At 76.5% G+C, this 20,879-nt stretch carries 20 protein-coding genes and 1 pseudogene; 7 read left to right on the forward strand and 14 right to left on the reverse strand.

What is annotated here, in order from left to right:
* A pseudogene (locus tag F1544_RS20615) lies at positions 1-299 on the forward strand (hemerythrin domain-containing protein); the annotation flags it as partial.
* A gap of 67 nt (positions 300-366) precedes the next feature.
* Here F1544_RS20615 and F1544_RS20620 read toward each other — a convergent pair.
* A complete protein-coding gene (locus F1544_RS20620; RefSeq protein ID WP_373368106.1) occupies positions 367-1,092 on the reverse strand; it encodes an HAD family hydrolase in 726 nt (241 codons plus the stop codon).
* Positions 1,093-1,106: 14 nt separating this feature from the next.
* Positions 1,107-2,630 carry a mannitol dehydrogenase family protein gene (locus tag F1544_RS20625; RefSeq protein ID WP_167588088.1) on the reverse strand — a complete coding sequence of 508 codons (1,524 nt, stop codon included), beginning with the start codon at positions 2,628-2,630 and terminating at the stop codon, positions 1,107-1,109.
* Between the two features lie 160 nt (positions 2,631-2,790).
* Here F1544_RS20625 and F1544_RS20630 point away from each other — a divergent pair, with 160 nt between their 5' ends.
* Positions 2,791-3,522 (forward strand): ANTAR domain-containing protein, encoded by a 732-nt coding sequence (locus F1544_RS20630; protein WP_167588089.1) that lies wholly within the window; start codon positions 2,791-2,793, stop codon positions 3,520-3,522.
* Between the two features lie 14 nt (positions 3,523-3,536).
* Here F1544_RS20630 and F1544_RS20635 read toward each other — a convergent pair whose 3' ends face one another.
* Positions 3,537-4,778 carry an Nramp family divalent metal transporter gene (locus F1544_RS20635; protein WP_167588090.1) on the reverse strand — a complete coding sequence of 414 codons (1,242 nt, stop codon included), beginning with the start codon at positions 4,776-4,778 and terminating at the stop codon, positions 3,537-3,539.
* Between the two features lie 161 nt (positions 4,779-4,939).
* On the opposite strand from F1544_RS20635, the gene F1544_RS20640 reads away from it, so the two are divergent.
* Positions 4,940-6,145 carry a glycoside hydrolase family 15 gene (locus tag F1544_RS20640; RefSeq protein WP_167588091.1) on the forward strand — a complete coding sequence of 402 codons (1,206 nt, stop codon included), beginning with the start codon at positions 4,940-4,942 and terminating at the stop codon, positions 6,143-6,145.
* A gap of 249 nt (positions 6,146-6,394) precedes the next feature.
* Entirely contained in the window at positions 6,395-6,598 is a 204-nt protein-coding gene (locus F1544_RS20645; RefSeq protein WP_166606434.1) for a cold-shock protein, read from the forward strand.
* A 73-nt stretch (positions 6,599-6,671) separates the two neighbouring features.
* Here the strand turns inward: F1544_RS20645 and F1544_RS26605 are convergent, their stop codons facing one another.
* From F1544_RS26605 to F1544_RS20675, 6 genes are all read right to left on the reverse strand, one after another.
* Entirely contained in the window at positions 6,672-7,412 is a 741-nt protein-coding gene (locus F1544_RS26605; RefSeq protein WP_167588092.1) for an ABC transporter permease, read from the reverse strand.
* Positions 7,409-9,052, reverse strand: coding sequence for a hypothetical protein (locus F1544_RS26610; RefSeq protein WP_167588093.1), 1,644 nt, complete (start codon positions 9,050-9,052; stop codon positions 7,409-7,411). Before F1544_RS26610 ends, F1544_RS26605 begins: the two co-directional genes overlap by 4 nt.
* Positions 9,028-9,837 (reverse strand): ABC transporter ATP-binding protein, encoded by an 810-nt coding sequence (locus tag F1544_RS20660; protein ID WP_373368105.1) that lies wholly within the window; start codon positions 9,835-9,837, stop codon positions 9,028-9,030. The genes F1544_RS26610 and F1544_RS20660 overlap by 25 nt, the downstream gene beginning before the upstream one ends.
* The gene (locus tag F1544_RS20665) at positions 9,834-10,442 is read right to left on the reverse strand and encodes a GNAT family N-acetyltransferase (protein WP_167588094.1); all 609 of its coding nucleotides are present in this window, start codon (positions 10,440-10,442) and stop codon (positions 9,834-9,836) included. The genes F1544_RS20660 and F1544_RS20665 overlap by 4 nt, the downstream gene beginning before the upstream one ends.
* Positions 10,443-10,475: 33 nt before the next feature.
* Complete coding sequence (locus F1544_RS20670) at positions 10,476-12,002, reverse strand: CYTH and CHAD domain-containing protein (RefSeq protein ID WP_167588095.1); 1,527 nt, start codon at positions 12,000-12,002, stop codon at positions 10,476-10,478.
* Positions 12,003-12,105: 103 nt separating this feature from the next.
* Positions 12,106-12,501, reverse strand: a complete 396-nt coding sequence (locus F1544_RS20675; RefSeq protein WP_167588105.1) for a MarR family winged helix-turn-helix transcriptional regulator — start codon at positions 12,499-12,501, stop codon at positions 12,106-12,108.
* Positions 12,502-12,641: 140 nt separating this feature from the next.
* Between F1544_RS20675 and F1544_RS20680 the strand changes: the two genes are divergently transcribed.
* Complete coding sequence (locus F1544_RS20680) at positions 12,642-12,884, forward strand: hypothetical protein (protein ID WP_167588096.1); 243 nt, start codon at positions 12,642-12,644, stop codon at positions 12,882-12,884.
* A 15-nt stretch (positions 12,885-12,899) separates the two neighbouring features.
* Here the strand turns inward: F1544_RS20680 and F1544_RS20685 are convergent, their stop codons facing one another.
* The 3 genes from F1544_RS20685 to nhaA form a co-directional block, all read right to left on the reverse strand.
* Positions 12,900-13,580 (reverse strand): GAF and ANTAR domain-containing protein, encoded by a 681-nt coding sequence (locus F1544_RS20685; RefSeq protein WP_208972308.1) that lies wholly within the window; start codon positions 13,578-13,580, stop codon positions 12,900-12,902.
* Positions 13,577-14,320, reverse strand: coding sequence for a GAF and ANTAR domain-containing protein (locus F1544_RS20690; RefSeq protein ID WP_208972309.1), 744 nt, complete (start codon positions 14,318-14,320; stop codon positions 13,577-13,579). The genes F1544_RS20685 and F1544_RS20690 overlap by 4 nt, the downstream gene beginning before the upstream one ends.
* 193 nt (positions 14,321-14,513) lie before the next feature.
* On the reverse strand, positions 14,514-15,821 hold the full coding sequence (gene nhaA, locus F1544_RS20695; protein ID WP_167588098.1) for a Na+/H+ antiporter NhaA: 1,308 nt from the start codon (positions 15,819-15,821) through the stop codon (positions 14,514-14,516).
* A 195-nt stretch (positions 15,822-16,016) separates the two neighbouring features.
* Between nhaA and F1544_RS20700 the strand changes: the two genes are divergently transcribed.
* Entirely contained in the window at positions 16,017-17,483 is a 1,467-nt protein-coding gene (locus tag F1544_RS20700; RefSeq protein WP_167588099.1) for an aminotransferase class I/II-fold pyridoxal phosphate-dependent enzyme, read from the forward strand.
* 16 nt (positions 17,484-17,499) lie between these two features.
* On the opposite strand, the gene F1544_RS20705 is transcribed toward F1544_RS20700, so the two are convergent.
* A complete protein-coding gene (locus tag F1544_RS20705) occupies positions 17,500-18,387 on the reverse strand; it encodes an ROK family protein (RefSeq protein ID WP_308470231.1) in 888 nt (295 codons plus the stop codon).
* 20 nt (positions 18,388-18,407) lie between these two features.
* Positions 18,408-20,204, reverse strand: a complete 1,797-nt coding sequence (locus F1544_RS20710; RefSeq protein ID WP_167588101.1) for a family 20 glycosylhydrolase — start codon at positions 20,202-20,204, stop codon at positions 18,408-18,410.
* Positions 20,205-20,293: 89 nt separating this feature from the next.
* Here F1544_RS20710 and F1544_RS20715 point away from each other — a divergent pair.
* Positions 20,294-20,879, forward strand: a 586-nt coding sequence (locus F1544_RS20715) for a hypothetical protein (protein ID WP_167588102.1), incomplete at its 3' end; no start/stop codon positions are given.

Raw genomic sequence — 20,879 nt, forward strand, 5'->3', positions numbered from 1 at the left:
ACGACGAGGAGGACGAGCTGCTGCCGCGCCTGCAGCAGGTCGCGAGCCCCGCGCAGCTGCGGGCGATCGGCACCGCGTGGGAGGCGTCGCGGCGCACCTCGCCCACGCGACCGCACCCGCGGATCCCCCGCCGACCCCCGGGCAACGCGCTCGCCGGGATCCCGCTGGCGGTGAGCGACCGCGTCAAGGACGGCGTGGACCACGTGCTGCCGCGGGGTTCCCGCACGCGCACCGTCGTGCTGACCGCCGGCGCGGGAACCCTGGTCGTGGCGGGGCTGCGGGCGGCGCGCCGCCGCTGAGACCCGAGACGCACGACGGCGGTCCGGCTGCGGCGCAGCCGGACCGCCGTCGCGGGTCGGGGAGGGGTCAGCCCGCCGCGCAGCGCGGCAGGAGCCCCTGGACGTCTGACCACGAGGACACGACGGTGAGGACGCCGACGGCGAGCAGGTCGGCCTCCCGCTGCTCGCGCTCGCCGGGGCCGACGAACTGCAGGTTCCCGATCGTGGGCCAGCCCGCCCGCACCGCGGACGTCGCGCCGGGGACCGAGTCCTCCACCGCGACGGCCTGCCCCGCACCGAGCCCCAGCCGCAGGCCGGTCACCTCGAAGCACGCGGCGATCCGCCCGTCGGCGCTGGAGCTCACGGCGGCGACGTCGTACACGTCGCCGATCGCCGTGAGGGGTTCCAGCACCGCGGGATCGGTGTGCAGCGCCGTGCGCAGGTGGGCCGTCACCGCGGCGGCCTCCACCTCGACCCACCGCTGCAGCGCCGCCGCGTCCAGGGCCGGCCCGTCCCCCGCGGGGACCGACGCGGCGCCCGTGGGCAGCAGCGCGGCGTCGACGGGCACGCCGTGCTCGAGCGCCAGCGCGATCGCGGTGGACCGGAAGTTCAGGCCGGTCGTGGCCAGCCGCAGCTCCTCGGCCTCGTAGCGGCGCGCGACGCCGAACGCGGCCAGGAAGTCGTTCGTGACGTCCTTGGACGCGACGAAGGCGGGTTCCTCGGAGGGGAACAGGTTCCCGTCCGCGTCGCACAGGACGCACGTGACCGCCTGCAGCGCAGCGCGGACCTCCGCGACGTCGGTGGTCGAGGTGATCTCGGGGGTGCTCGTCACGCGGCGGTTCCTTCCGTCTGGCTGATGTCGTCGGGCCGGCGCAGCCGCTCGGCGGCCTCCAGCGGCCCCTCCTCCAGCGCCTGCAGGGCCACGGTCAGCTCCGCGGCCAGCCGGGCGCTGTCGCCCAGGCTGCCGAACACCCCGCTCTCCTCGAGGAACGGGTGCGGGTCCGTGCCGCCGGCCCGGGCCAGCTGCGTCAGCCGGTCGGCCTGGGCGTCCGCGACCTCGATGGGGGCGCCGGCGTAGTCGACGCCGCGCAGGTAGCGCAGCCAGGCCGCGGTCGCCAGGACGACGTGGCGCCGGGGCCGGTCCTGGTCCAGCGCCTGCCGCAGCGACGGCAGGACGTAGGTGGGCACCTTGGTGCTGCCGCGGCGCGCGAGCCGGTCGAGCCCGTCGCCGAGGCGCGGGTTGGAGAACCGCTCGACGAGCGTCGCGCAGTAGCCGGGCAGGTCGATCCCCGGCACCGCGAGCAGCAGCCCGGCGACCTCCTCGAGGTAGCCCTCGACGAACGCCCGCATCCGGTCGTCGGCCATGGCCTCGTCGGTGGTGCGGAACCCCGCGAGGTGCCCGAGGTAGGCCAGCGCGCAGTGCGAGCCGTTGAGCAGCCGCGTCTTCATGATCTCGTAGCAGCTGACGTTGTCGACGAACTGGACGCCGACCTCGTCCAGCGGCGGGCGGCCGTCGCAGAAGTCGTCCTCGACGATCCACTGCGAGAACGGCTCGGTGATGACGGGCCACGTGTCGTCGAGGCCGTGCTCGCGGGCGATCGCCTCGCGCTCCTCCGGCGTGGTCTCCGGGGTGATGCGGTCGACCATGCTGCTCGGGAACGTGACGTGCTCCCCGATCCACGCGGCGAGCTCCGCGTCGCGCAGCTCCGCCGTCGCCAGGACGGCGGCCTTCGTCACGTCCCCGTTGTGCTGCAGGTTGTCGCAGGACAGGACCGTGAACGGTGCGGTCCCGGCCTCGCGGCGCCGCCGCAGCGCCTCGACGACGTACCCGAACGCGGTGCCGGGGGTCTCGGGCGTGCGCACGTCGGCCGCCACGTCGGGGTCCCCGGGGTCGAGCGCGCCCGTGGGGTAGCTCGACCCGGTGATCGTCAGGGTCACCAGCCGGGTGCGCTCGTCGGTCAGGCGGTCCAGCACAGCGCCCGGGTCGTCCGGGGCGTAGAGGTAGTCGGTGATGACCTTGACGACGTGGACCTGGTCGTCCACGGGGCCGCGCTCGACCACGGTGTAGAGGTTGTCCTGGCCCACGAGCGCGTCGCGCATCCGCGGGCTGTGCAGGCCCACGCCGACGACGCCCCAGGCGGTGGTGATCCCGCGGCGGGCGAGCTCGTCGAAGTAGACGGCCTGGTGGGCGCGGTGGAAGCCGCCGACGCCGATGTGCACGACGGCGGGCACGAGGGCGTCGCGGTCGTAGTCCGGGACGTCGATCGCGGGGTGCAGGTCGTCGAGGGACCCGGGGTGCAGGGGGACGGCAGGGTCGCGGAGGTCAGAGGTGTCCTGGGGCGTGGTGCTCATGGGTTCGCGTCCTGGTGGTTCTCGGGGGAGCGGCTCCCCGACTCCTCGCCGGCCCGCGGGGGCACGGCAGCGCCCGCTGCGTTTCGACCGCTCCCCTCCGGGTACCCCGCCGGGAGGACGGCAAACAGCGCCGGAGGACACCACGACGACAGGACACCCCATGACGGAGCAGGCCACCCTGGGCGCGAGCGGTTCGCCGGGCGTCCCGGTCGAGCTCACGCGGTTCGTGGTCGGGGAGCACCCCCTGGGGGAGGTCCTGCGCCGGGTGGCGCAGGAGGGCGTCAAGCACATCCCGCAGGCGAGCCAGGTGTCGGTCACGCTGCTCGACCGGAAGGGCAGCGGCCGCAGCGTCGCCTTCACGGGCGACCTGGCCGCGGTGCTGGACGAGCGGCAGTACGACGACGGCTTCGGACCCTGCATGGACGCCGCCCAGAGCGGGATCAGCGTCAGCGTCGCGGACACGTCGGCGCCGGACCAGCTGTACCCGGACTACGTGGCCGTAGCGCGGCGGCGAGGGGTCACGAGCAGCGTGTCGAGCGGCCTGACGACCTCGCACGTCATGGACGGGATCAACGTCTACTGCACCGACGGCCGGCCGCTGGCGGAGGAGACGGTGCGGCTCACGCAGGAGTTCGCCGACGTCGCGACCGCCGCGCTGGCCAACGCCGCGCTGCACGAGGAGGCCGTGGCCGAGGCCGAGCACCTGCGCACCGCGATGGAGTCGCGCGCCGTCATCGAGCAGGCCAAGGGCATCGTCATGGCCCTGCACGGCTGCGACGCCGAGGAGGCGTTCCGGCAGCTGTCGCGCACGTCGCAGAACGCCAACCGGAAGCTGCGCGACGTCGCGGCGGACCTCGTGAACGCGGCGCGGAGCGGAGAGCTGACCCGCTGACCCGCTGAGTCGCCTCAGTCGGTGATCGTCAGGACGATCAGCGCGACGTTGAGGGTGACGACCGCGACGACGGCCAGGACGGCGAGCACGCTCACCGTGCGGCCGTTGGCGTCCGCGCCCATGAGGGCCCGGCTGCCCGTCAGCCGCACGAGCGGCACGATGGCGAAGGGGATGCCGAAGCTCAGCACGACCTGGCTGACGACGAGCGCGCGCGTGGGGTCGACGCCGAGGCCCAGGCACAGCAGCGCCGGGATCAGCGTCACGACCCGGCGCACGACCAGCGGCACGTGGGTGCGCAGCAGCCCCTGCATGATCACCGCGCCCGCGTAGGCGCCCACCGAGGTCGAGGCGAGGCCCGAGGCCAGCAGGCCGATCGCGAACAGCAGCCCGACCCCGACGCCGACGTTGGCGACGACGGCGGCGTGCGCGCCCTCGAGGGTGTCGGTGCCGTCGACGCCGCGCAGCGCCGAGGCCGCCAGCAGGAGCATCGAGATGTTCACGAGCCCCGCGACGACGAGGGCCGCGGCGACGTCGACCCGGGTGGCCCGCAGCACGCGGGGCCGCTCGGCGGCGGCGACGGGGCCGTGGTGGTCCCGGGCGATCGCCGAGTGCAGGTAGATCGCGTGGGGCATGACGGTCGCGCCCAGCATGCTCGCGGCGAGCAGGACGGTCTCGGCGCCCTGGAAGCGCGGGACGAGCCCGGCGGCGGCCGCGCCCGCGTCGGGGGGCGCGAAGAGCACGCCCGTGACGAACCCGACGACGATGACGGCCAGCAGGGCGACGACGGCGAACTCGAAGCGCCGCACGCCGTTGCGCGACTGCAGGGCCAGCAGCCCCAGGGACACGGCCCCGACGACGACCCCGCCCACGAGCAGCGGGGTGCCGAACAGCAGCTTCAGCGCGACGGCGCCGCCGATCACCTCGGCCAGGTCGGTCGCGGCGGCCACGAGCTCGGCCTGCCCCCAGTAGGCCAGCCGGGCCCGGCGGCCGAGCCGCTCGCGCAGCACCTCCGGCAGCGTGGAGCCGGTGACGACGCTGAGCTTGGCCGAGAGGTACTGCACGAGGACGGCCATGGCGTTGGCGACGACGAGGACCCACAGCAGCAGGTAGCCGTAGCGCGCGCCGGCGGTGAGGTTGGCCGCGACGTTGCCCGGGTCCACGTAGGCGATGGCCGCGACGAAGGCCGGCCCGAGCAGCCGCCCGAAGGCCACGCGGCCGGGCCGGGTGGGCCGGAGCGCGCGCTCGGTGCTGGTCACCCGCCCATCGTGGCACGGAGTTCGGTGCGCCGAACTCCGAAGTTCGGAACTGCTGCATCCCCGGAGTCCTCCGATGTCCCCGGAGTCCTCCCGGGCGCCGCCGGTGCGCGTTAGCGTCGGCGCAGTCGCCGGCAGCCGTCGGCCCGGCGCCGGGAGGGCCCGTGCGACACCGCTGGTCCGCGCTCGCCGCCGCCCTCGGCTCCCTGCTCGTCCTGACCGCCACGACGGCCGTCCCGGCGCGGACCGAGGCCGCGCCGCCGCGGCTGCTGACGGGCGCGGACTGGCGCGCTCCGCTGGCGGCCGGCGAGCCCTCGGACGCGGCGTGGCTCGCCGCCGGGACCGTGCCCGGCGCGGACGGCCCCTGGGGGCCGATGGTCCGCCAGGGCCTGCTGGACCTGCGCGGGCTCAGCCGGCCCAACGGCGCGCTCGAGGCGGCCCCCACCCAGATCTGGCGCTACGCCTGGCCCCGCGACTCCGCCTTCGCCGCCGTGGCGCTGTCCGCGACGGGCCACCGCGACGACGCCCTGCGCGCCCTGGACTTCCTCGCCGGGGTCCAGCTGGCCGACGGCGGCTTCGAGGCCCGCTACCTCCTGACGGGGCACGGCGCGCCCGACGACCGCCCGCGCCAGGGCGACGGCGCGGGCTGGGCGCTGTGGGCGCTGGGCGAGGTCGTCGCGGACGCCCCCGACGCGGCCACCGCGCGCGCCGACCTGACGGCGCTGCGGCCCCTGCTGAGCGGCGCCAGCGACTTCCTGCTGGCGGGCACGGGCGACGGGACGCGCCTGCCCGCACCCTCCCCCGACTACTGGGAGCGGCCGGAGACCGAGCTCACCCTCGGCACGGCGGCCGCGCAGCTCGCGGGGCTGCGGGCCGCGGCGAGGCTCTTCCCCGTCCTCGGCGAGGACGCCCGGGCCCGCACGGCCGACCGCGCGGCGCGGCGCCTGGCCCGGCTCGTGCGGGCGGAGTTCCGCCCCGGCGGGTACCAGCGCTACGCGCGCAGCGGCCGGCGCGACGCCGCGGTGACCTTCCTGCTGCCGCCCTTCGCCGACGCCGTCGACCCGGGCGTCCTGGCCGCGGTGCGCGGCTACCAGAGCGAGGCCCTGCGGGGCGCGGGCGGGCTGGCGCCGGGCGCGGGCTGGCGCGACGACGGGATCTCCTGGACGCCCGAGACCGCGCTGACGGCCTACGCGCTCGCCGCCAGCGGCGCCGACGCGGACGCCGCGCGGTGGCTGGACTGGCTCGCCGCGCACCGCACGGCCTGGGGCAGCCTGCCCGAGCGGGTCCTCGCCGACGGCACCCCGGCCGGCCCCGCGCCGCTGGGCTGGAGCGCCGCGAGCGTCGTGCTGGCGGTCGCGGCCCTGGGCTGAGGCGACCGCGGCCCCGCTGGGGGGCGGCCGGCGCCGGCCGACGTCCGTCGGTCTCCACCTCTTGCGCACCCGGACTCGGGATTGTTAGCGTCCCCTCGGCTGCAGCTAGCGCAGCTCCTCGTTCGTACCTCACGCCCGCGGAGTGTGTTTGCGAACGTCGCTCGCACCCACCGGGTGCGGTGGCGTTCCCACTCAGCCCGGGACTCGCATGCGCGGGTCTCGCACGACCGAGAAATTGATGGAGAAGGCATGGCTCAGGGCACCGTCAAGTGGTTCAACTCCGAGAAGGGGTACGGCTTCATCGAGCAGGACGGCGGAGGCCCCGACGTCTTCGTCCACTACTCGGCGATCTCCGGCAACGGCTACAAGTCGCTCGAGGAGAACCAGCGCGTCGAGTTCGAGGTGACCCAGGGCCAGAAGGGCCCGCAGGCCGACCAGGTCATCGCTCTCTGAGCCACCCCCAGACCTGCCGGAGGGCCCCCGTCCACCAGGACGGGGGCCCTCCGTGCGTCCCGGCGCGCTCCGTTCAGCGCGCGGCGAGCGGCCGCGTCACCACGCGGCGGCCCAGCCCCCGCGTCGTGACGACGGCGGCCACCGTCTCGGCCGCCAGCAGCCCCACCAGCACCAGGAGCTGCACGCGCGCGGCCTGCAGCGGGGACGCCCCGCCGAGCAGCAGGCCGACGAAGGCCCCAGGCAGGGTCACGATCCCCACCGTCCGCGTCTGGTCCAGCGCCGGGACGAGCGCCCGCGCGGCCGCGAGCCGGCCCGCCTCGGCGAGGGCCTCGTGCGGCCGGGCCCCCAGGGCCAGCCAGCCCTCGACGACGTCCCACCCCGCCTCGACCTCGTCGAGCATGCGGCGGCCCGCGAGCGTCGCGGCCGTCATGGACCCGCCGATGAGCTGGGCCGTGAAGGGCAGCACCTGCAGGACGTGCAGGGGCAGCGCCCCCGTGGCGACGACGACCGCGGACGCGCTCCCAGCCCCGGCGCCGATCGCGAGCGCCGTCACGGGCCAGACCCGCAGCGGGCGCAGGCGCCGCGCCGACGTCCACGAGGCCGCGCCGAGCGCGAGCAGCAGGTAGGCGGGGGCGAGGACGGGCGTGCGGAGCACCAGCCCGAGGACGAGGCCCACGAGGCCGATCTGGACGACGGCCCGCACCACGACGATCCCCACGTCTCGCTCCTGGCGCAGCCCCGCGGCCCGCCCGACGCCGGCGGCCACGAGCACCAGCAGGCCGAGGGCGAGGACGAGGCGGACGTCGCCGCTCACGTGCGGCTGACGGTGGCGAGCACCTCGGGCAGCCGCCGGTCCAGGAGGGCGCCGCCGTGCCGGACGCCGAGGACCGTCCACAGCGGGGCGGTGACCAGCGCCGCGGCCAGCGCGTGCCAGCCGACCCAGGACGGCCCGACGACCGCGACGACGGCCGGGACGAGCACCGGCAGCGACAGCGCCGTGATCACCCCGGAGGAGGCGAGCTGCGCGACGAGGGTGGCGGCCGCGGCCCCGCGGGGCGTCTGGAAGGGGTTGGCGCCGGGCGGCGGGGCGGCGTAGGGGGTCAGGGCGCTCGCGACGCTGGACACGCCGAGACCCGCGCCGTAGCAGCCGGTCGCGGCCCCCAGCACGGCCGGCAGCAGGTCGGTGCGACCGGAGAGCAGCCCGCCCGCGACGCACAGGACCACGACGACGGGCAGCTGCCAGGCCGCGGCGGCCAGCACCCGCCCGGCGCGGTCGTCGCGGCCGCGCAGCCCGGTGACGACGTGGGCCGCGAAGGCGGAGTGGTCGAAGGCGACGTCGTTGTGCAGCGACCAGCCGGCGGCGAAGGCCGCGAGCGGGCCGCCCGCCAGCAGCCAGGGCCCGACGGCGGAACCCTGCGACAGGGGCACGACGACCAGGACGAGCGGGAGCACCGCGAGGGAGGCCCCGCTGACCAGGTAGCGGGGGTCGCGCCGCCAGTAGCGCAGGCACCGCTGGGCGACGGCGACCGCGGGGTGGTCCGGCAGCCGGCGCACCAGCCGGTCGGTGAGGGTGGTGCGCCCGCTGCGGTCGCCGGAGCGGGACGCGGTGCCGGGCCGCTCCTCGGCGCGGCGCAGCGCCGCGCCCCACGCGAAGAGGACGAGCGCGAGGACGCCGACGGCCAGCACGAGGCGCAGGACGGCCGTGCCCCAGGCGCCGCGGGCCGCGTCGGCGGGGGCCGCCCAGGCCAGGCCCAGCGGCGTCCAGCCCACGACGGCCGCGACCGAGCGGGCCCGGTCGAGGAGGCCGTCCGGGGTCACGACGAGCCCGCCCCCGACCCGGCCGACGGCGATGTTGACCAGCGGACCGGCGGCCACGGCGAGCACCCCGCCGACGATCGCGAGGAGGTCGCGCGTGCGGCGGGCCCGCAGCACGGCGGCCGCGGCGGTCGTGGTGGCGCGCGAGGCGGCGACGCAGGTGAGCGTGACGACGACGGCCGCGACGACGGCGACGAGGACCGCGCCGGGCGAGCGCGACCAGGTGAGCACCGTGGCCAGGGCCAGCAGGAGCGTGGCCGCGCCGGGGACCCCGATCAGGCCCGCGAGCAGCAGCCCGCGCACGAGGGCGCCCCGGTCGACGGCGAACGTCGTGAAGCGCGACGGGTCGAGGGTCTCGTCGACGCCGAAGGCGACGAGCGGCACCAGCGCCCAGCCGAGGACGGCGAGACCACCGACGACCACCACGACCGGTCCGGCGACGTCCACCGGCTGCCAGCGCAGCGCCAGGAGCCCCGCGCCGGCGACCAGGACCACCGCGAGCCCGGCGAGCGCCGCCAGCACGAGGGCGACGACCTGCCAGGGGCTGCGGCGCAGGCCGCCGCGCAGCAGCGCCAGCTTCAGCCGGACGAGGACCAGCTCGGGCCGGGGGGCCGTCAGCGCGGGCCGGTCTGCAGCCACGCGAGGCTCCCCGTGAGGTCCTTGTGCCCGCCGACGAGGGCGACGAAGCGCTCCTCCAGCCGCACCCCGGCGCGCACGGCGTCCAGCGGCCCGGCCGCGAGCACCCGGCCCGCGGAGATCACGGCGACGTGGTCGCAGAGCCGCTCGACGAGGTCCATGACGTGGCTGGACAGCACCACCGTGCCGCCCCCGGCGACGTAGGCCGTGAGGATCTCGCGGATCGTGGCGCCGCTGACGGGGTCGACGGCCTCGAACGGCTCGTCGAGCACGAGCAGGCGCGGGGCGTGCACGAGGGCGCAGGCCAGCGCGATCTTCTTCGTCATGCCGGCGGAGTAGTCGACGACGAGCGTCGGGCCCGCGGCGGCGAGGCCCAGGGCGTCGAGCAGCTCCACCGCGCGGGACTCCACGACGTCGCGGGGCAGCCCGCGCAGCAGGCCCGTGTAGCGGACCAGCTCCAGGCCGGAGAGCCGGTCGAAGAGCCGGACGCCGTCGGGCAGGACGCCCAGGCGGCGCTTGGCGCGCACCGGGTCCTGCCAGAGGTCCTCCCCCAGCACGACCGCGCGGCCGGTGTCGGGGCGCAGCAGCCCGGTGGCCATCGACAGGGTCGTCGTCTTGCCGGCGCCGTTGGGCCCGACGACGCCGTAGAAGGAGCCGGCGGGGACGTCGAGGTCGAGGTGGTCCACGGCCGTGGTGGCGCCGAAGCGCTTGGTCAGCCCGCGCAGCGACAGCGCGGGCGCCGGCCCCGGGGGCGGCGGCGGCAGGGGCACCCCGGCCTCGCCGGTCACCGGGGTGGCCGCGGGCGCAGGCGGTGGCGCAGGCCCGAGCGCACGGCCGGCCACTCCGAGTCCAGGACGGAGAACACGACCGTGTCGCGCAGCGAGCCGTCGGGCCAGCGGGCGTGGTTGCGCAGGACGCCGTCCTGCTTGGCGCCCAGGCGGGCGATCGCGGTGCGGGACTGGTGGTTGTGCCAGTGCGTGCGCAGCTCGACGGCGATGCAGCCCAGGTCCTCGAAGGCCCGCGTGAACAGCAGCAGCTTGGCCTCGACGTTCACGCCCGTGCCCTGCGCCGACGGCGCGAGCCAGGTGGAGCCGATCTCCACCCGGCCGTTGACCGGGTCGAGGTTCATGTACGTCGTGACCCCGCACACCGCCCCCGTGTCGAGGCGGCGCAGCGCCCACGGGGCCATGGCGTGGTCGGCCTGCAGGTCGAGGCGGCGCTCGACCTCCTCCTCGACCGCGTCGGGCGCGGGGATGCTGGTGTACCAGGTGCGCCAGAGGTCGCCCTCGGCCACGACGGCCTGCAGGCCCTCGACGTGCTCGGGGCCGAGCGGTTCGAGGCGGACCCGCTCCCCGCTGAGGACGACGGACCGGGAGAACTCCGCTGCGGACACCCTCCCGACCCTAGCCACCCCCCGTCGGGGCCGTCAGCGCATCCAGCGCCGCAGCTTCTTCGACGACGCGGCGCTCCAGGCGTCCTCCAGGTCGTGCGCGGCGACGGCCGCGCGGACCTCCTCGAGCCCGTGCAGGCGCCCGAGGACGAAGGCCCCCGCGCCCGCGGTGGGCACGAGCTCCTCGAGCAGGGCCCGCGCGAGGACCGACTCGTGGTGCTCGGCCAGGACGTCCAGCAGCTCCTTGACCGCGTCGGCGTAGTCCGCGGCCGCGTCGCCCCGGGCGGGTTCGAGCAGCTCCGCGGCATCGCGGGCGCGGGCCGCGGCCCGCTGCAGCCGGTCGAGGGCGTCCTCGGTCTCGCCGTCCGGGTCGAGGTCGCGGTAGGCCTCCTTGACCTGCTTGTGCGCGTCGGCGACCAGCGGCAGCAGCGCCTTGCGGACGGAGCGGCGCGCGCCGGCGGCGAAGGACGGCACCGCGACGAAGGCCTCGAGCGCCTCGACGAGCCCGCGGTAGCGCTCGGTGTCCAGGGCGGCGACGACGGCGGCCTGGGCCTCGTCGTGGCGCCGGGCCAGGACCCCGCGCACGTGCTCGGCGACGACGGCCGGGTCGCCCGTGCCGGAGCCCGCGACCTGCCCGGCGGCCTCCTCGTCGAGGTCGGGGAGCATCCGGTCGGTGAGGACCTCGACGTCGCGCGCGGCGGCGAGCACCGAGGTCAGCCAGGCCAGCTCCGCGCGCAGGTGCTCGCGCGGCGCCTCCTCGAACAGCTCGGCCGAGGTGGCCAGGACGTTGCCGAGGCGGCGGGTCGCGACGTGCATCGCGTGCACGGCGTCGGGTGCGTCGATGCGCACGAGCGGGTCCTGCACGAGGAGGCGGGTGACGTCGTCGGCGAGCTGGCCGAGGACGAGGGCGCCGGCGCCGCCGGCCGCGCCGGGGGCCTGCCCGGCGTCGTCGCCCTCGTCGGGGTCGTCCAGGACGGTGCGGACCTGGTGGGTGCGGTCGGACTCCTCCGCCCCCAGCTCCTCCCAGGCGGCGGCGACGGCGTCCAGCAGGTCGCGGCGGCCGTCGACGACCTCGGCCTGCCACTCGGCCCACTCCTGGGCCGCGGAGTCCGGCGGGGTGAGCGGCCGGGCGACGACCGTGCGGGTGGTGAGCCGGGCGACGACGAGGCCGTCGGCGTCCAGGAGGTCGCGCTGGCGGGCGTCGGCGGTCAGCTGCAGGACGGGCCCGAGGGTGCGCCCGCGCGCCGCGGCCCACGTGAGGCGCTGCAGCGCAGCGGGCGCCGTGCGCACGGCACGGCCCAGGGCCTGGCGGACCTCGTGGTGGCGGGGGCCGCGGCCGGGCAGCTCGAGGACCCAGCCGCGGGGGCCGTCGCCGGTCTGGCGGCGCACGGACACCCCGGCGGCGGCGAGCGCCAGGTCCGGGGTGTCGTAGTGGGTCTCCTCGGTGTGCACCGTCGTGTCCGTCCCGACGTCGGCCACGCCGGGCAGCTCACCGCCGCCGGGCGCGGTGCCCGCCGCCGGCGCGAGGTAGGTCCGGGTGAGGGCGAGGCGCGGAGCAGGCATGGCCCGTTGGTACCACGCCGAGGTGAACCGCCCCCCATCTCCGCCCCCCCACCCGCCGTGATCATGCAGGGAGTACCTGCATGATCACGGCGGGCGAGGGGGCTCAGGCGTCGGCGGCCCTGGCGGCGGCGATGACGGCGGTCAGGCCGTCGCGGACGGCCTCGAGGTCGGCGACGTCCATGCCGAGGCGGGCCACGACCTGGGCGGGCACGGCCTCGGCCCGGGTGCGCAGCGCGCGGCCGGCGTCGGTGAGGGTGACGGCGAGGGAGCGCTGGTCCTCGGGCAGCCGACGGCGCTCGACGAGCCCCGCCGCCTCGAGGCGCTTGAGCAGGGGCGACAGCGTCGGCGGGTCGAGCTGCAGGGCCTCGCTGAGCTCGCGCAGCGACAGCGGGGACCGCCCCCACAGCGCGAGCATCACGAGGTACTGGGGGTGGGTGAGCCCGAGCGGCTCGAGCACGGGGCGGTAGAGGCCCACGACGCTGCGGGCGGCCACGACCATCGCGAAGCAGACCTGGCGCTCGAGCGCGAGGGGGTCGGTCTCGGGCGGGGTGTCGGGGGTCACGGACGCGGAGCTGGCGGGCACGTCTCCACTGTACGATGATGTGTGCACGAAGTGTTCACCCCCGAAGGGACAGGACGATGGTCGACGAGCAGGCGGACACCCCCCGGTCGCTGTCACGGCCCCGGTCGAAGCACAAGCTGCTCGACCTCTTCCTCGACGCCGTCTTCAGCTTCACCGGCCCCGCGCAGGTGAGCTACGACGACGCCCCGGCGCGCGGGCCGCGCACCGAGGAGGAGGCCCAGCGTGGCTACGGCAGCTGGGAGCGCGTCACCATCGACGGCCACAGCTACCTCGTGGAGAAGCGCACCGGCGGGCAGTAGCCCCGCTCCGGGGAGTCAGCCGACGAGGCGGCGGGTGCGGATCAGCTCCTCCGCCACCACGCGCAGCTTGGCGTTGCGGTGCTGGCTGGCGGTCGTGAGCAGCGAGAACGCCTGGTCGGCGCTCACGCCGTGGCGCTCCATGAGGATGCCCTGGGCCTGGCCGATCACGTTGCGGCTGTCGAGGGCGACCTTCATGTTCTCGCCCTGGCGCACCGCGGAGAACGCGATCGCGGCGTGGGCGGCGAAGAGGTGCCCGACGTGCTCGGACTCGGCGTCGAAGGCGTGCGGCCTGCGCGACACCAGGTTCATCGCCCCGAGGTTGTCCTCCTGCACGAAGAGCTGGAAGGAGAGCATGCTCCCGGCTCCCGCGCGCGCCGCCCGCGTGGCGAACTTCGGCCAGCGCTGCTCCGACGCCATGTCCGGCACGCTGACCGTCGCGTGGTCGTAGATGGAGTCGAGGCAGGGCCCCTCGCCCGTCTCGGTCTGCAGGGCGTCCACGGCCCGCGGCAGCTCGTCGCTCGCGGCGTACGACTCGACCTTCGTCCGGCCGGTGACGACGCTGATCGAGGCCTCCTCCGCGCCCGGGATCATCCTGATCGCCGAGGCGACCACCTTCTCCAGGGTGGCGGGCGACCCGTGCTCGCGCTGCAGGTCGCGGGCGAGGTCGGCGAGCGCCTCGGCGAGTCCGTCGGTCACCGGCCCCACGCCCGTTCCCCGCGCTCCGCGGCGGCCACGACCTCGGCCGCGATGTCGCGCAGCTTGCGGTTGGCGTGCTGGGACTGCTTGGCCAGCAGCCGGAACGCCTCGTCGGCGTCGCACGCGGCGATGCTCATGACGATGCCCTTGGCCTGGTCGATGACCGAGCGGCTGGCCATGGCGGTCTGCAGGTGGGTGGCGAGGCGCTCGCGGCTGGCCAGCAGTGCGGCGTTGGCCAGCGCCACGGCGGCGTAGGTGCCGAACTGCGCGGCCGCCGCCTCCGTCTCGGCGGAGAACGGCTCCGTGCCGTGCAGGCGGTAGAGGTTCAGGCCGCCGAGGACCTGGGTGGGCATGGGCAGGCCCAGGGCCAGGACGCTGGTGACCCCCTGCCGCCGGGCGACGGCCGCGAAGGCGGGGTAGAGGTCCTCGGCCGCGGTGTCCTGCACGCGGAGGACCCCGCCGGACTGCGCCGCGTCGAGGCAGGGGCCGAAGCCGGCCTCGTACTGGCGCTCGTCGAGCGTGGCGGCGAGCGAGCCCGTGAAGGCGGCGGTCCGGGTCCGGTCGTCCTCGACGAGGGTGATGGAGACCTCGTCGGCCTCGGGGAGGCTGGCGGCGGCGAGCCGGCAGACCTCGTGCAGGACCTCGACGAGGGGCTTGTCGGCCAGCAGCATCCGGCCGAGCTCGTGGAAGGCGGCCTCGGGCGCAGCCGGGACCTGCGTGTGCTGGATCTGCTCGGCCACGGGTCACGTCCTTCCCCAGCACGCCGCGGGGTGGACCCGGCTCAGCGTGCTCGCTGGACCCCCGGCGGTCGCCGGAGGAACTGCGGGCTGTGGGTCCAACCGTCCACCGCGGCCGACCGGAGGTCTGCGGCGGCGGGTGCAGGTCCTCGGGACACTACCCGCCGCGCGCTCGCCCGGTCGATGATCGCGCCTGCTACCGCTGGTAGACGTCCGGGATGCCGTCCTCGTCCTCGTCGACGAGCTCCTCGGCCTCGATGGCCCGGTAGACCTTGTTGCGGTGCAGCAGCAGCACGCCGGCCAGCAGCGCGGCCGCGGTCGAGCCGAGGAGCACGCCGAGCGTGACGTGCTCGGCGGCGGGGGTGCCCTGCCCGAAGGCGAGGCTGCCGATGAGCAGGGACACCGTGAAGCCCATCCCGGCCAGCACCGCGACCCCCGCGACGTCGACCCAGCGCAGGCTCGGGTCGAGCTCGGCCCGCGTGAGCTTCGCCAGGACGAACGTGGTCGCGAGGATGCCCACGGGCTTGCCGACGACCAGGCCGGCGATCACCCCGAGGGCGACGGGGTCGCTCAGCGCGTCCGCGAGACCCGCCGCGCCCCCGATCACCACCCCCGCCGACAGCAGGGCGAAGACGGGGACGGCGAACCCGGCGGACAGCGGGCGCCAGCGGTGCTCGAAGTGCTCCGCGAGGCCCGGGCCGGCGTCCGGGCCGCCCGCCGCCTGGCTGCGCACGACGGGCACGACGAGGCCGAGCAGGACGCCGGCGACGGTGGCGTGGATCCCCGAGGCGTGCACGAGGCCCCACGTGAGCAAGGCGAGCGGCAGCAGGACCCACCACGTCCGGACCCGCCGCTGCACGGCGAGGGTGAACAGGGCCAGGGGGACCAGCGCCAGCAGGAGCGGCACGGGCGCCAGGTCGCTCGTGTAGAAGACGGCGATGACGGTGATCGCCAGCAGGTCGTCGACGACGGCGAGCGTCAGCAGGAAGGTCCGCAGCGCCGACGGCAGGTGGCTGCCGACCACGGCGAGGACGCCGAGCGCGAAGGCGATGTCGGTGGCCGTCGGGATCGCCCACCCGGTCGCGGCCCCGGCCGGGGCCGAGGGTGAGGCGGACACGACCGCGACGTAGATCAGCGCGGGTACGGCCATGCCGCCCACGGCCGCGGCGATGGGCAGGGCCGCGGCTCGGGGGTCGCGCAGGTCGCCGGCCACGAACTCCCGCTTCAGCTCCAGGCCGGCGATGAAGAAGAAGATCGCCAGGAGTCCGTCGGCCGCCCAGTGCTCCAGGGACAGGTCGAGGCCGAGGGCGGCGGGGCCGAGGTGCAGCTCGCGGACCTCCTCGTAGGTCCCGCCGGGCAGGTTCGCCCAGACCAGGGCGAGGGCGGTCGCGACGAGCAGCAGGGCTCCGCCGACGGTCTCCAGGCGCAGGACCGCCGCGATGCGGCTGGCCTCGGGCCAGGTGCCGCGGGCGAAGAGCGCTCGGCGGGTGTCAGGAGTGGGCACGGGACCTGCTTCCGGGGTCGACGACGTCGTTGCCGACCAGACTTCCCGGCGCACCGCGGACCACCGTACCGGGGCGGGAGGGTTCCCCGCCCGCCGTGCGCGGGGGCGACGTGGCCGGGCGGGACGTGGTGGGCATGGACGCCGGGTGCGGGGGTACGCCCCCGCCGACCGACCCGCCCGAGCCGAGGAGACCCCGTGCCCGCCGACCACTCGCGCGCCCCCGTCCTGGAGGCCGTCGAGGCCTTCCACCGCCGCGGCGACGTCGTGTACGGCCCGCCCGGGCACAAGCAGGGCCGGGGCGTCGACCCGCGGGTGCTCGCGGTGCTGGGCGAGCGGATGTTCGCGGCGGACGTCCTCACGCTCAACGGCCTCGACGACCGCCGCGAGTCGCAGGGCGTCGTGTCCCAGGCCGAGGCGCTCATGGCCGACGCGGTGGGCGCGGACCACGCCTTCTTCTCCACGTGCGGCAGCTCGCTGTCGGTCAAGGCCGCGATGATCTCCGTCGCCGGGCCCGGGGAGAAGCTGCTGATCTCCCGCAACGCGCACAAGTCCGTCATCGCGGGCGTGATCATCTCGGGCATCCAGCCGGTGTGGGTGCACCCGAAGTTCGACCGCGACCTGCACCTGGCGCACCCGCCGGAGCCCGACGACGTCCGCCGCGCGCTGCGGGAGAACCCCGACGCCAAGGGGATGCTGCTCATCTCCCCCACCGACTGGGGCTCCTGCGCCGACATCGCCGGGGTCGCGGCCGCGTGCCACGAGGCGGGGGTGCCGCTCATCGTCGACGAGGCGTGGGGTGCGCACCTGCCCTTCCACCCCGACCTGCCCGAGTGGGGCGTCAACGCGGGCGCCGACCTCGTCGTGACGAGCGTGCACAAGATGGGCTCGGCGATCGAGCAGAGCTCGTGCTTCCACCTCACGGGCGACCGGGTGGACCCCGAGGTGCTGTCGGCGCGCGAGGACCTGCTGGGCACGACGAGCTCGTCGCCGCTGGTCTACGCCTCCCTCGACGGCTGGCGCCGGCAGATGGTCGAGCACGGCCACGACCTGCTGGGGGCCGCGCTGGAGCGGGCGGAGCGGGTGCGCCGGGCGGTCGACGGCATCGGCCGGCTGGAGCTCATGGGCCGCGAGGTCGTCGGGCCGGGCGCCGCCTTCGAGCTGGACCCGCTGGCGCTGACGATCGACGTGCGCCCGCTCGGCATCAGCGGCTTCCAGGCCGGGGACTGGCTGCGCAGCGCCTGCCACGTCGACGTCGGCTCGGCGGACGCCTGCCGCATCGGCGCCCGCCTCACCCACGCCGACGACGACGCGACGGAGCGGGTGCTGCTCGACGCCCTGCGCCGGCTGTCCGCGGAGGCCGGGGACCTCGAGCGCCTCGCCCCGACGCAGCTGCCCCCGCCCGGGTCGCTGGAGCTGGAGACCGCGGTGCTGCCCCGCGACGCCTTCTTCGGGCCCGTCGAGCAGGTGCCCGCGCAGGAGGCGGTGGGCCGGGTCGCGGCCGAGGTCGTGAGCCCCTACCCGCCCGGCGTGCCCGTCCTGACGCCGGGCGAGGTGATCTCGGCCGAGGCGGTGGCCTACCTGACCAGCGGCGCGGAGGCCGGGATGCTGATCCCCGACGCCGCCGACCCCACCGCGGCGACCCTGCGGGTCGTCGCGCGCTGAGACGGGCCCGCCGGCGTCAGGCGGCGAGCAGGTCCGCCGCGCCGATCGCGGCCACGGGCGCCCCGGCGGGCACGAGCGCGAGCCGCTCGTGCACGGCCAGCCCCCGCAGGAACGGCGACGGCGCGGCCGCGCGCTGCAGCGCGTCGGCCACGGCCGCCCGCAGCGGCTCCCCGACGGCCGACACCCCGCCGCCCAGCACCACCAGGCGCGGGTCGACGGTCAGCACGAGGACGCGGACGGCCGTGGCGACGGCGTCGGCCCAGCTGTCGCGCACGGCGATCGCCGCCGGGTCCCCCGCCGCCGCGGCGGTCCACAGCGCGTCGGGGGCGTCGCCCGGCCGGCCGGGCCAGCGGCGCGTCAGCGCCCGGCCCGCCGCGAGCGTCTCCAGGCACCCGCGCTGGCCGCAGCCGCACAGCAGGCCGTCCGGGTCGAAGGACACGTGCCCGACCTCGCCCCCCGCGCCGCTCGCGCCGCGCCGCAGGACCCCGTCGAGCAGGACGCCCGCCGCCAGGCCCGTGCCCAGGGAGAGCAGGGCGAGGTCGTCGGCGCCTAGCAGGGCCCCGGCACCCAGCGCCGAGACGTTCACGTCGTTCTCCACGACGACCGGCACCCCGCCGAGGCGCTGCGCCAGCAGCGGGCCCAGCGCGAAGGGACCCTCGTCGAGCCCCAGGTTGACCGCGTCGACGAGGGTGCCCGTGCCGGGGTCGACGATCCCGGGCACGCCCACCCCGACGCCCCGCACGGCGGCGCTGCCCGCGAGCCGGCCCACGAGGTCCGCAACCGCGGTGAGCAGCTCCGCGGGGCGGTGCGGGGTCGGCGTCCGCTCCCGGGCGAGCACCGTCCCGTCGCCGGCGAGCGCGACGCCCTCGACCTTCGTCCCGCCGATGTCCAGCCCGACGCGCACGCCCGGCCCCACCGCGGCGGTCACCGGGTGGCGGCGCTGGTCAGCGCGTGGCGGAGGGTGTCGAAGTGGCCGAGGCTGTCGTCCAGGCCCCCGGGCCGCGAGCGCAGCAGCCAGCAGGCGCGCTGCTCCACGAGCAGCCGCTCCAGCTCCGTCAGCAGGCGCCGCGCGTCGGCCGGGGACACGCTCCCGCCGCCCGCCGAGCGGGCCAGCAGGACGTCCACGGCGAGCTCCGACAGGCGGATCGCCTGCGTGAGCTCGCGCACCACGACGTCGCCGTCGGCGCTCGCGGGGTCCGCGGTGCGCAGGTCCTCGCGGCACCGGGCGAGCACCCGGCCGGCCTCGGTCAGCGCCTCGTCGGAGGGGGTGGTGCCCGCGGGCAGGTCGCCCCCGCTGAACAGCGCCCGGTACAGCGGGGACGCGTTCAGCGTGAACACGCCGAGCTGCGCGGCCAGGCGGCCGGTCCGGTCGAGGACCCGGCCGGTGGTGCCGGTCGGGTCGAGCAGGACGTGCTCGTCCAGCACGGCCGCGACGTCGAGGTCGCGGTTGGCGGCGAGGTTCCAGCTCACGGCGCCGCCGAACAGGGCAGGCCCGAACGCGACCGACGGGGGCTCCCACATGCCGTTGTCGCCCCACGCGGTGTTCAGGTACCCCGTGGCGCCGTTGTCCAGGCCCACGGTCGCCGCGTCGACCATGTTCTCCAGCGCGTTGTCCAGGCGGCCCAGCAGGGAGTTCCAGCTGCTCGTGCCGGGCGCCACCCAGAACGGCACGCCCGCCTCCAGCAGCAGCCTGGCCCGGTCGCGGAACCCGTCGCGCAGGCCGTCGACGTCGATGCCCGAGGCGCGCCAGGCGGCGACCTCCTCGCCGTCGGCGTCGATCACCGCGGCCGTCAGCGAGGCCGAGTCGTACTGCCAGACCACGGGGACGGCGCCGGCCGGCACCCGGTCCATGAGCTCGGGGTGGTTGCCGAACACGTCGGCCCAGAACTCGACGGTGTAGCCGCGCTCCACCCAGGGCCGGATGAGCTGCGTGACGTAGTCGAAGTAGACGGGGCCGATCCCCTCGGCCTCGGCGCGCTCGCGCGTCTTGCCGGTGCCCAGCTCGAACGGCTCGTCGGCGCCGACGTTCAGCCGCTTCGCGCGGAAGTGCGGGACGACGTCGTCGAGCAGGCCGAGGACGAACTCCGCGTTCTCCGCCGTGGGCTCCAGCGTGCTCGGCGAGCGGTGGTGGCCGTCGAAGGTGAACCCGTCCTCGTTCTCGGCGCGGTGCGCGTAGGGCTCGTGGGCGAGCCAGCGCTCCATGTGCCCCAGCGTGTTCTGGTTCGGCACCAGCGCGATGCCCGCTGCGGCGCACCGCGCGTCCAGCCAGCGCACGTCCTCGGGCGTCAGCGGGGAGGCGTCCTGCCACACCTGCTGGTGGCCGCGGAAGGCGAACGTGTGCTCGGTGTAGAGCTCGAACTGGTTGATGCGCGCCAGCGACAGGATCTCCACCCAGCGGGCCAGGGTGCGGCGGGTGGGGACCCGGTCGCGGCTGATGTCGAGCATGAACCCGCGCACCGCGAAGTCGGGGGCGTCCTGGACCTCGTAGGCGACGTCGGCGAAGTCGGCGCCGGCCTTGAGCTGGTCCAGCGTCTGCAGGGCGTAGCGCAGGCCCGCGGCGTCGCGGTGGGCGACGGCGATGCCGTCCGGGGAGGTCCGCAGCCGGAACCCCTGCTCGGGCAGGTCCTGCTCGAGCGTGACGACGACGGGGGCGTCCGCGGGCGCGCCGGGGCCGTCGCCCGCCGTGAAGGACGCCGGGCGGGGGAAGGGGGTCACGGGCACGGGGCGTCTCCTCGACGGTGGGCGGGGCAGCGGTGATCCTGTCACCCGGGAGCCCGCGGGCGGCGGGGCCGCCCCGGTAGCGTCGCCGGATGGGGCAGCCGCTGTACGTCGAGACGCTGGTGGACTGCGACGCGGACCGGCTGTGGCACCTCACCCAGGCGCCCGAGCTGCACCCGCGGTGGGACCTGCGCTTCTCCGCCATCCGGCCCACCGAGCGCGACGCGGCGGGCCACCAGCACTTCACCTACGCCCTGGCCCTGCCGCACCCGCGCGCCGCCGCCCTGACCGTGACGGGCACCGGGGTCTCCGTCGGTGAGCGCCGCGACGCGCAGGGCCGCGGGACGTCGGCGCTGCGCTTCCGCCCGCACGGGCGGCTGTCGCCGCTGGGCGAGGGTTCCGGCTACTGGCGCTACGTGCCGACCCCGCAGGGCGTCCGGTTCCTCACCGGCTACGACTACGCGCCGGGCTGGGGCGGCCTCGGGGCGGTGCTGGACCCGCTGCTGGTCCGCCCCGCCCTCGGGTGGGCGACGGCGTGGAGCTTCGACCGGCTGCGGCTGTGGGCGGCCGACGGCCTCGACCCGGCGACCACGCGCGACCGGGCCCTGCGTGACGCCGCCGTCCGCGCGGCCGTCCTCGCGGGCGCCGCGCTCCTCGCCGCCCACCGCCGTCCGGGGG

The organism is Kineococcus rubinsiae, from assembly GCF_011839805.1.
In the GTDB taxonomy this organism is placed as follows: domain Bacteria; phylum Actinomycetota; class Actinomycetes; order Actinomycetales; family Kineococcaceae; genus Kineococcus; species Kineococcus rubinsiae.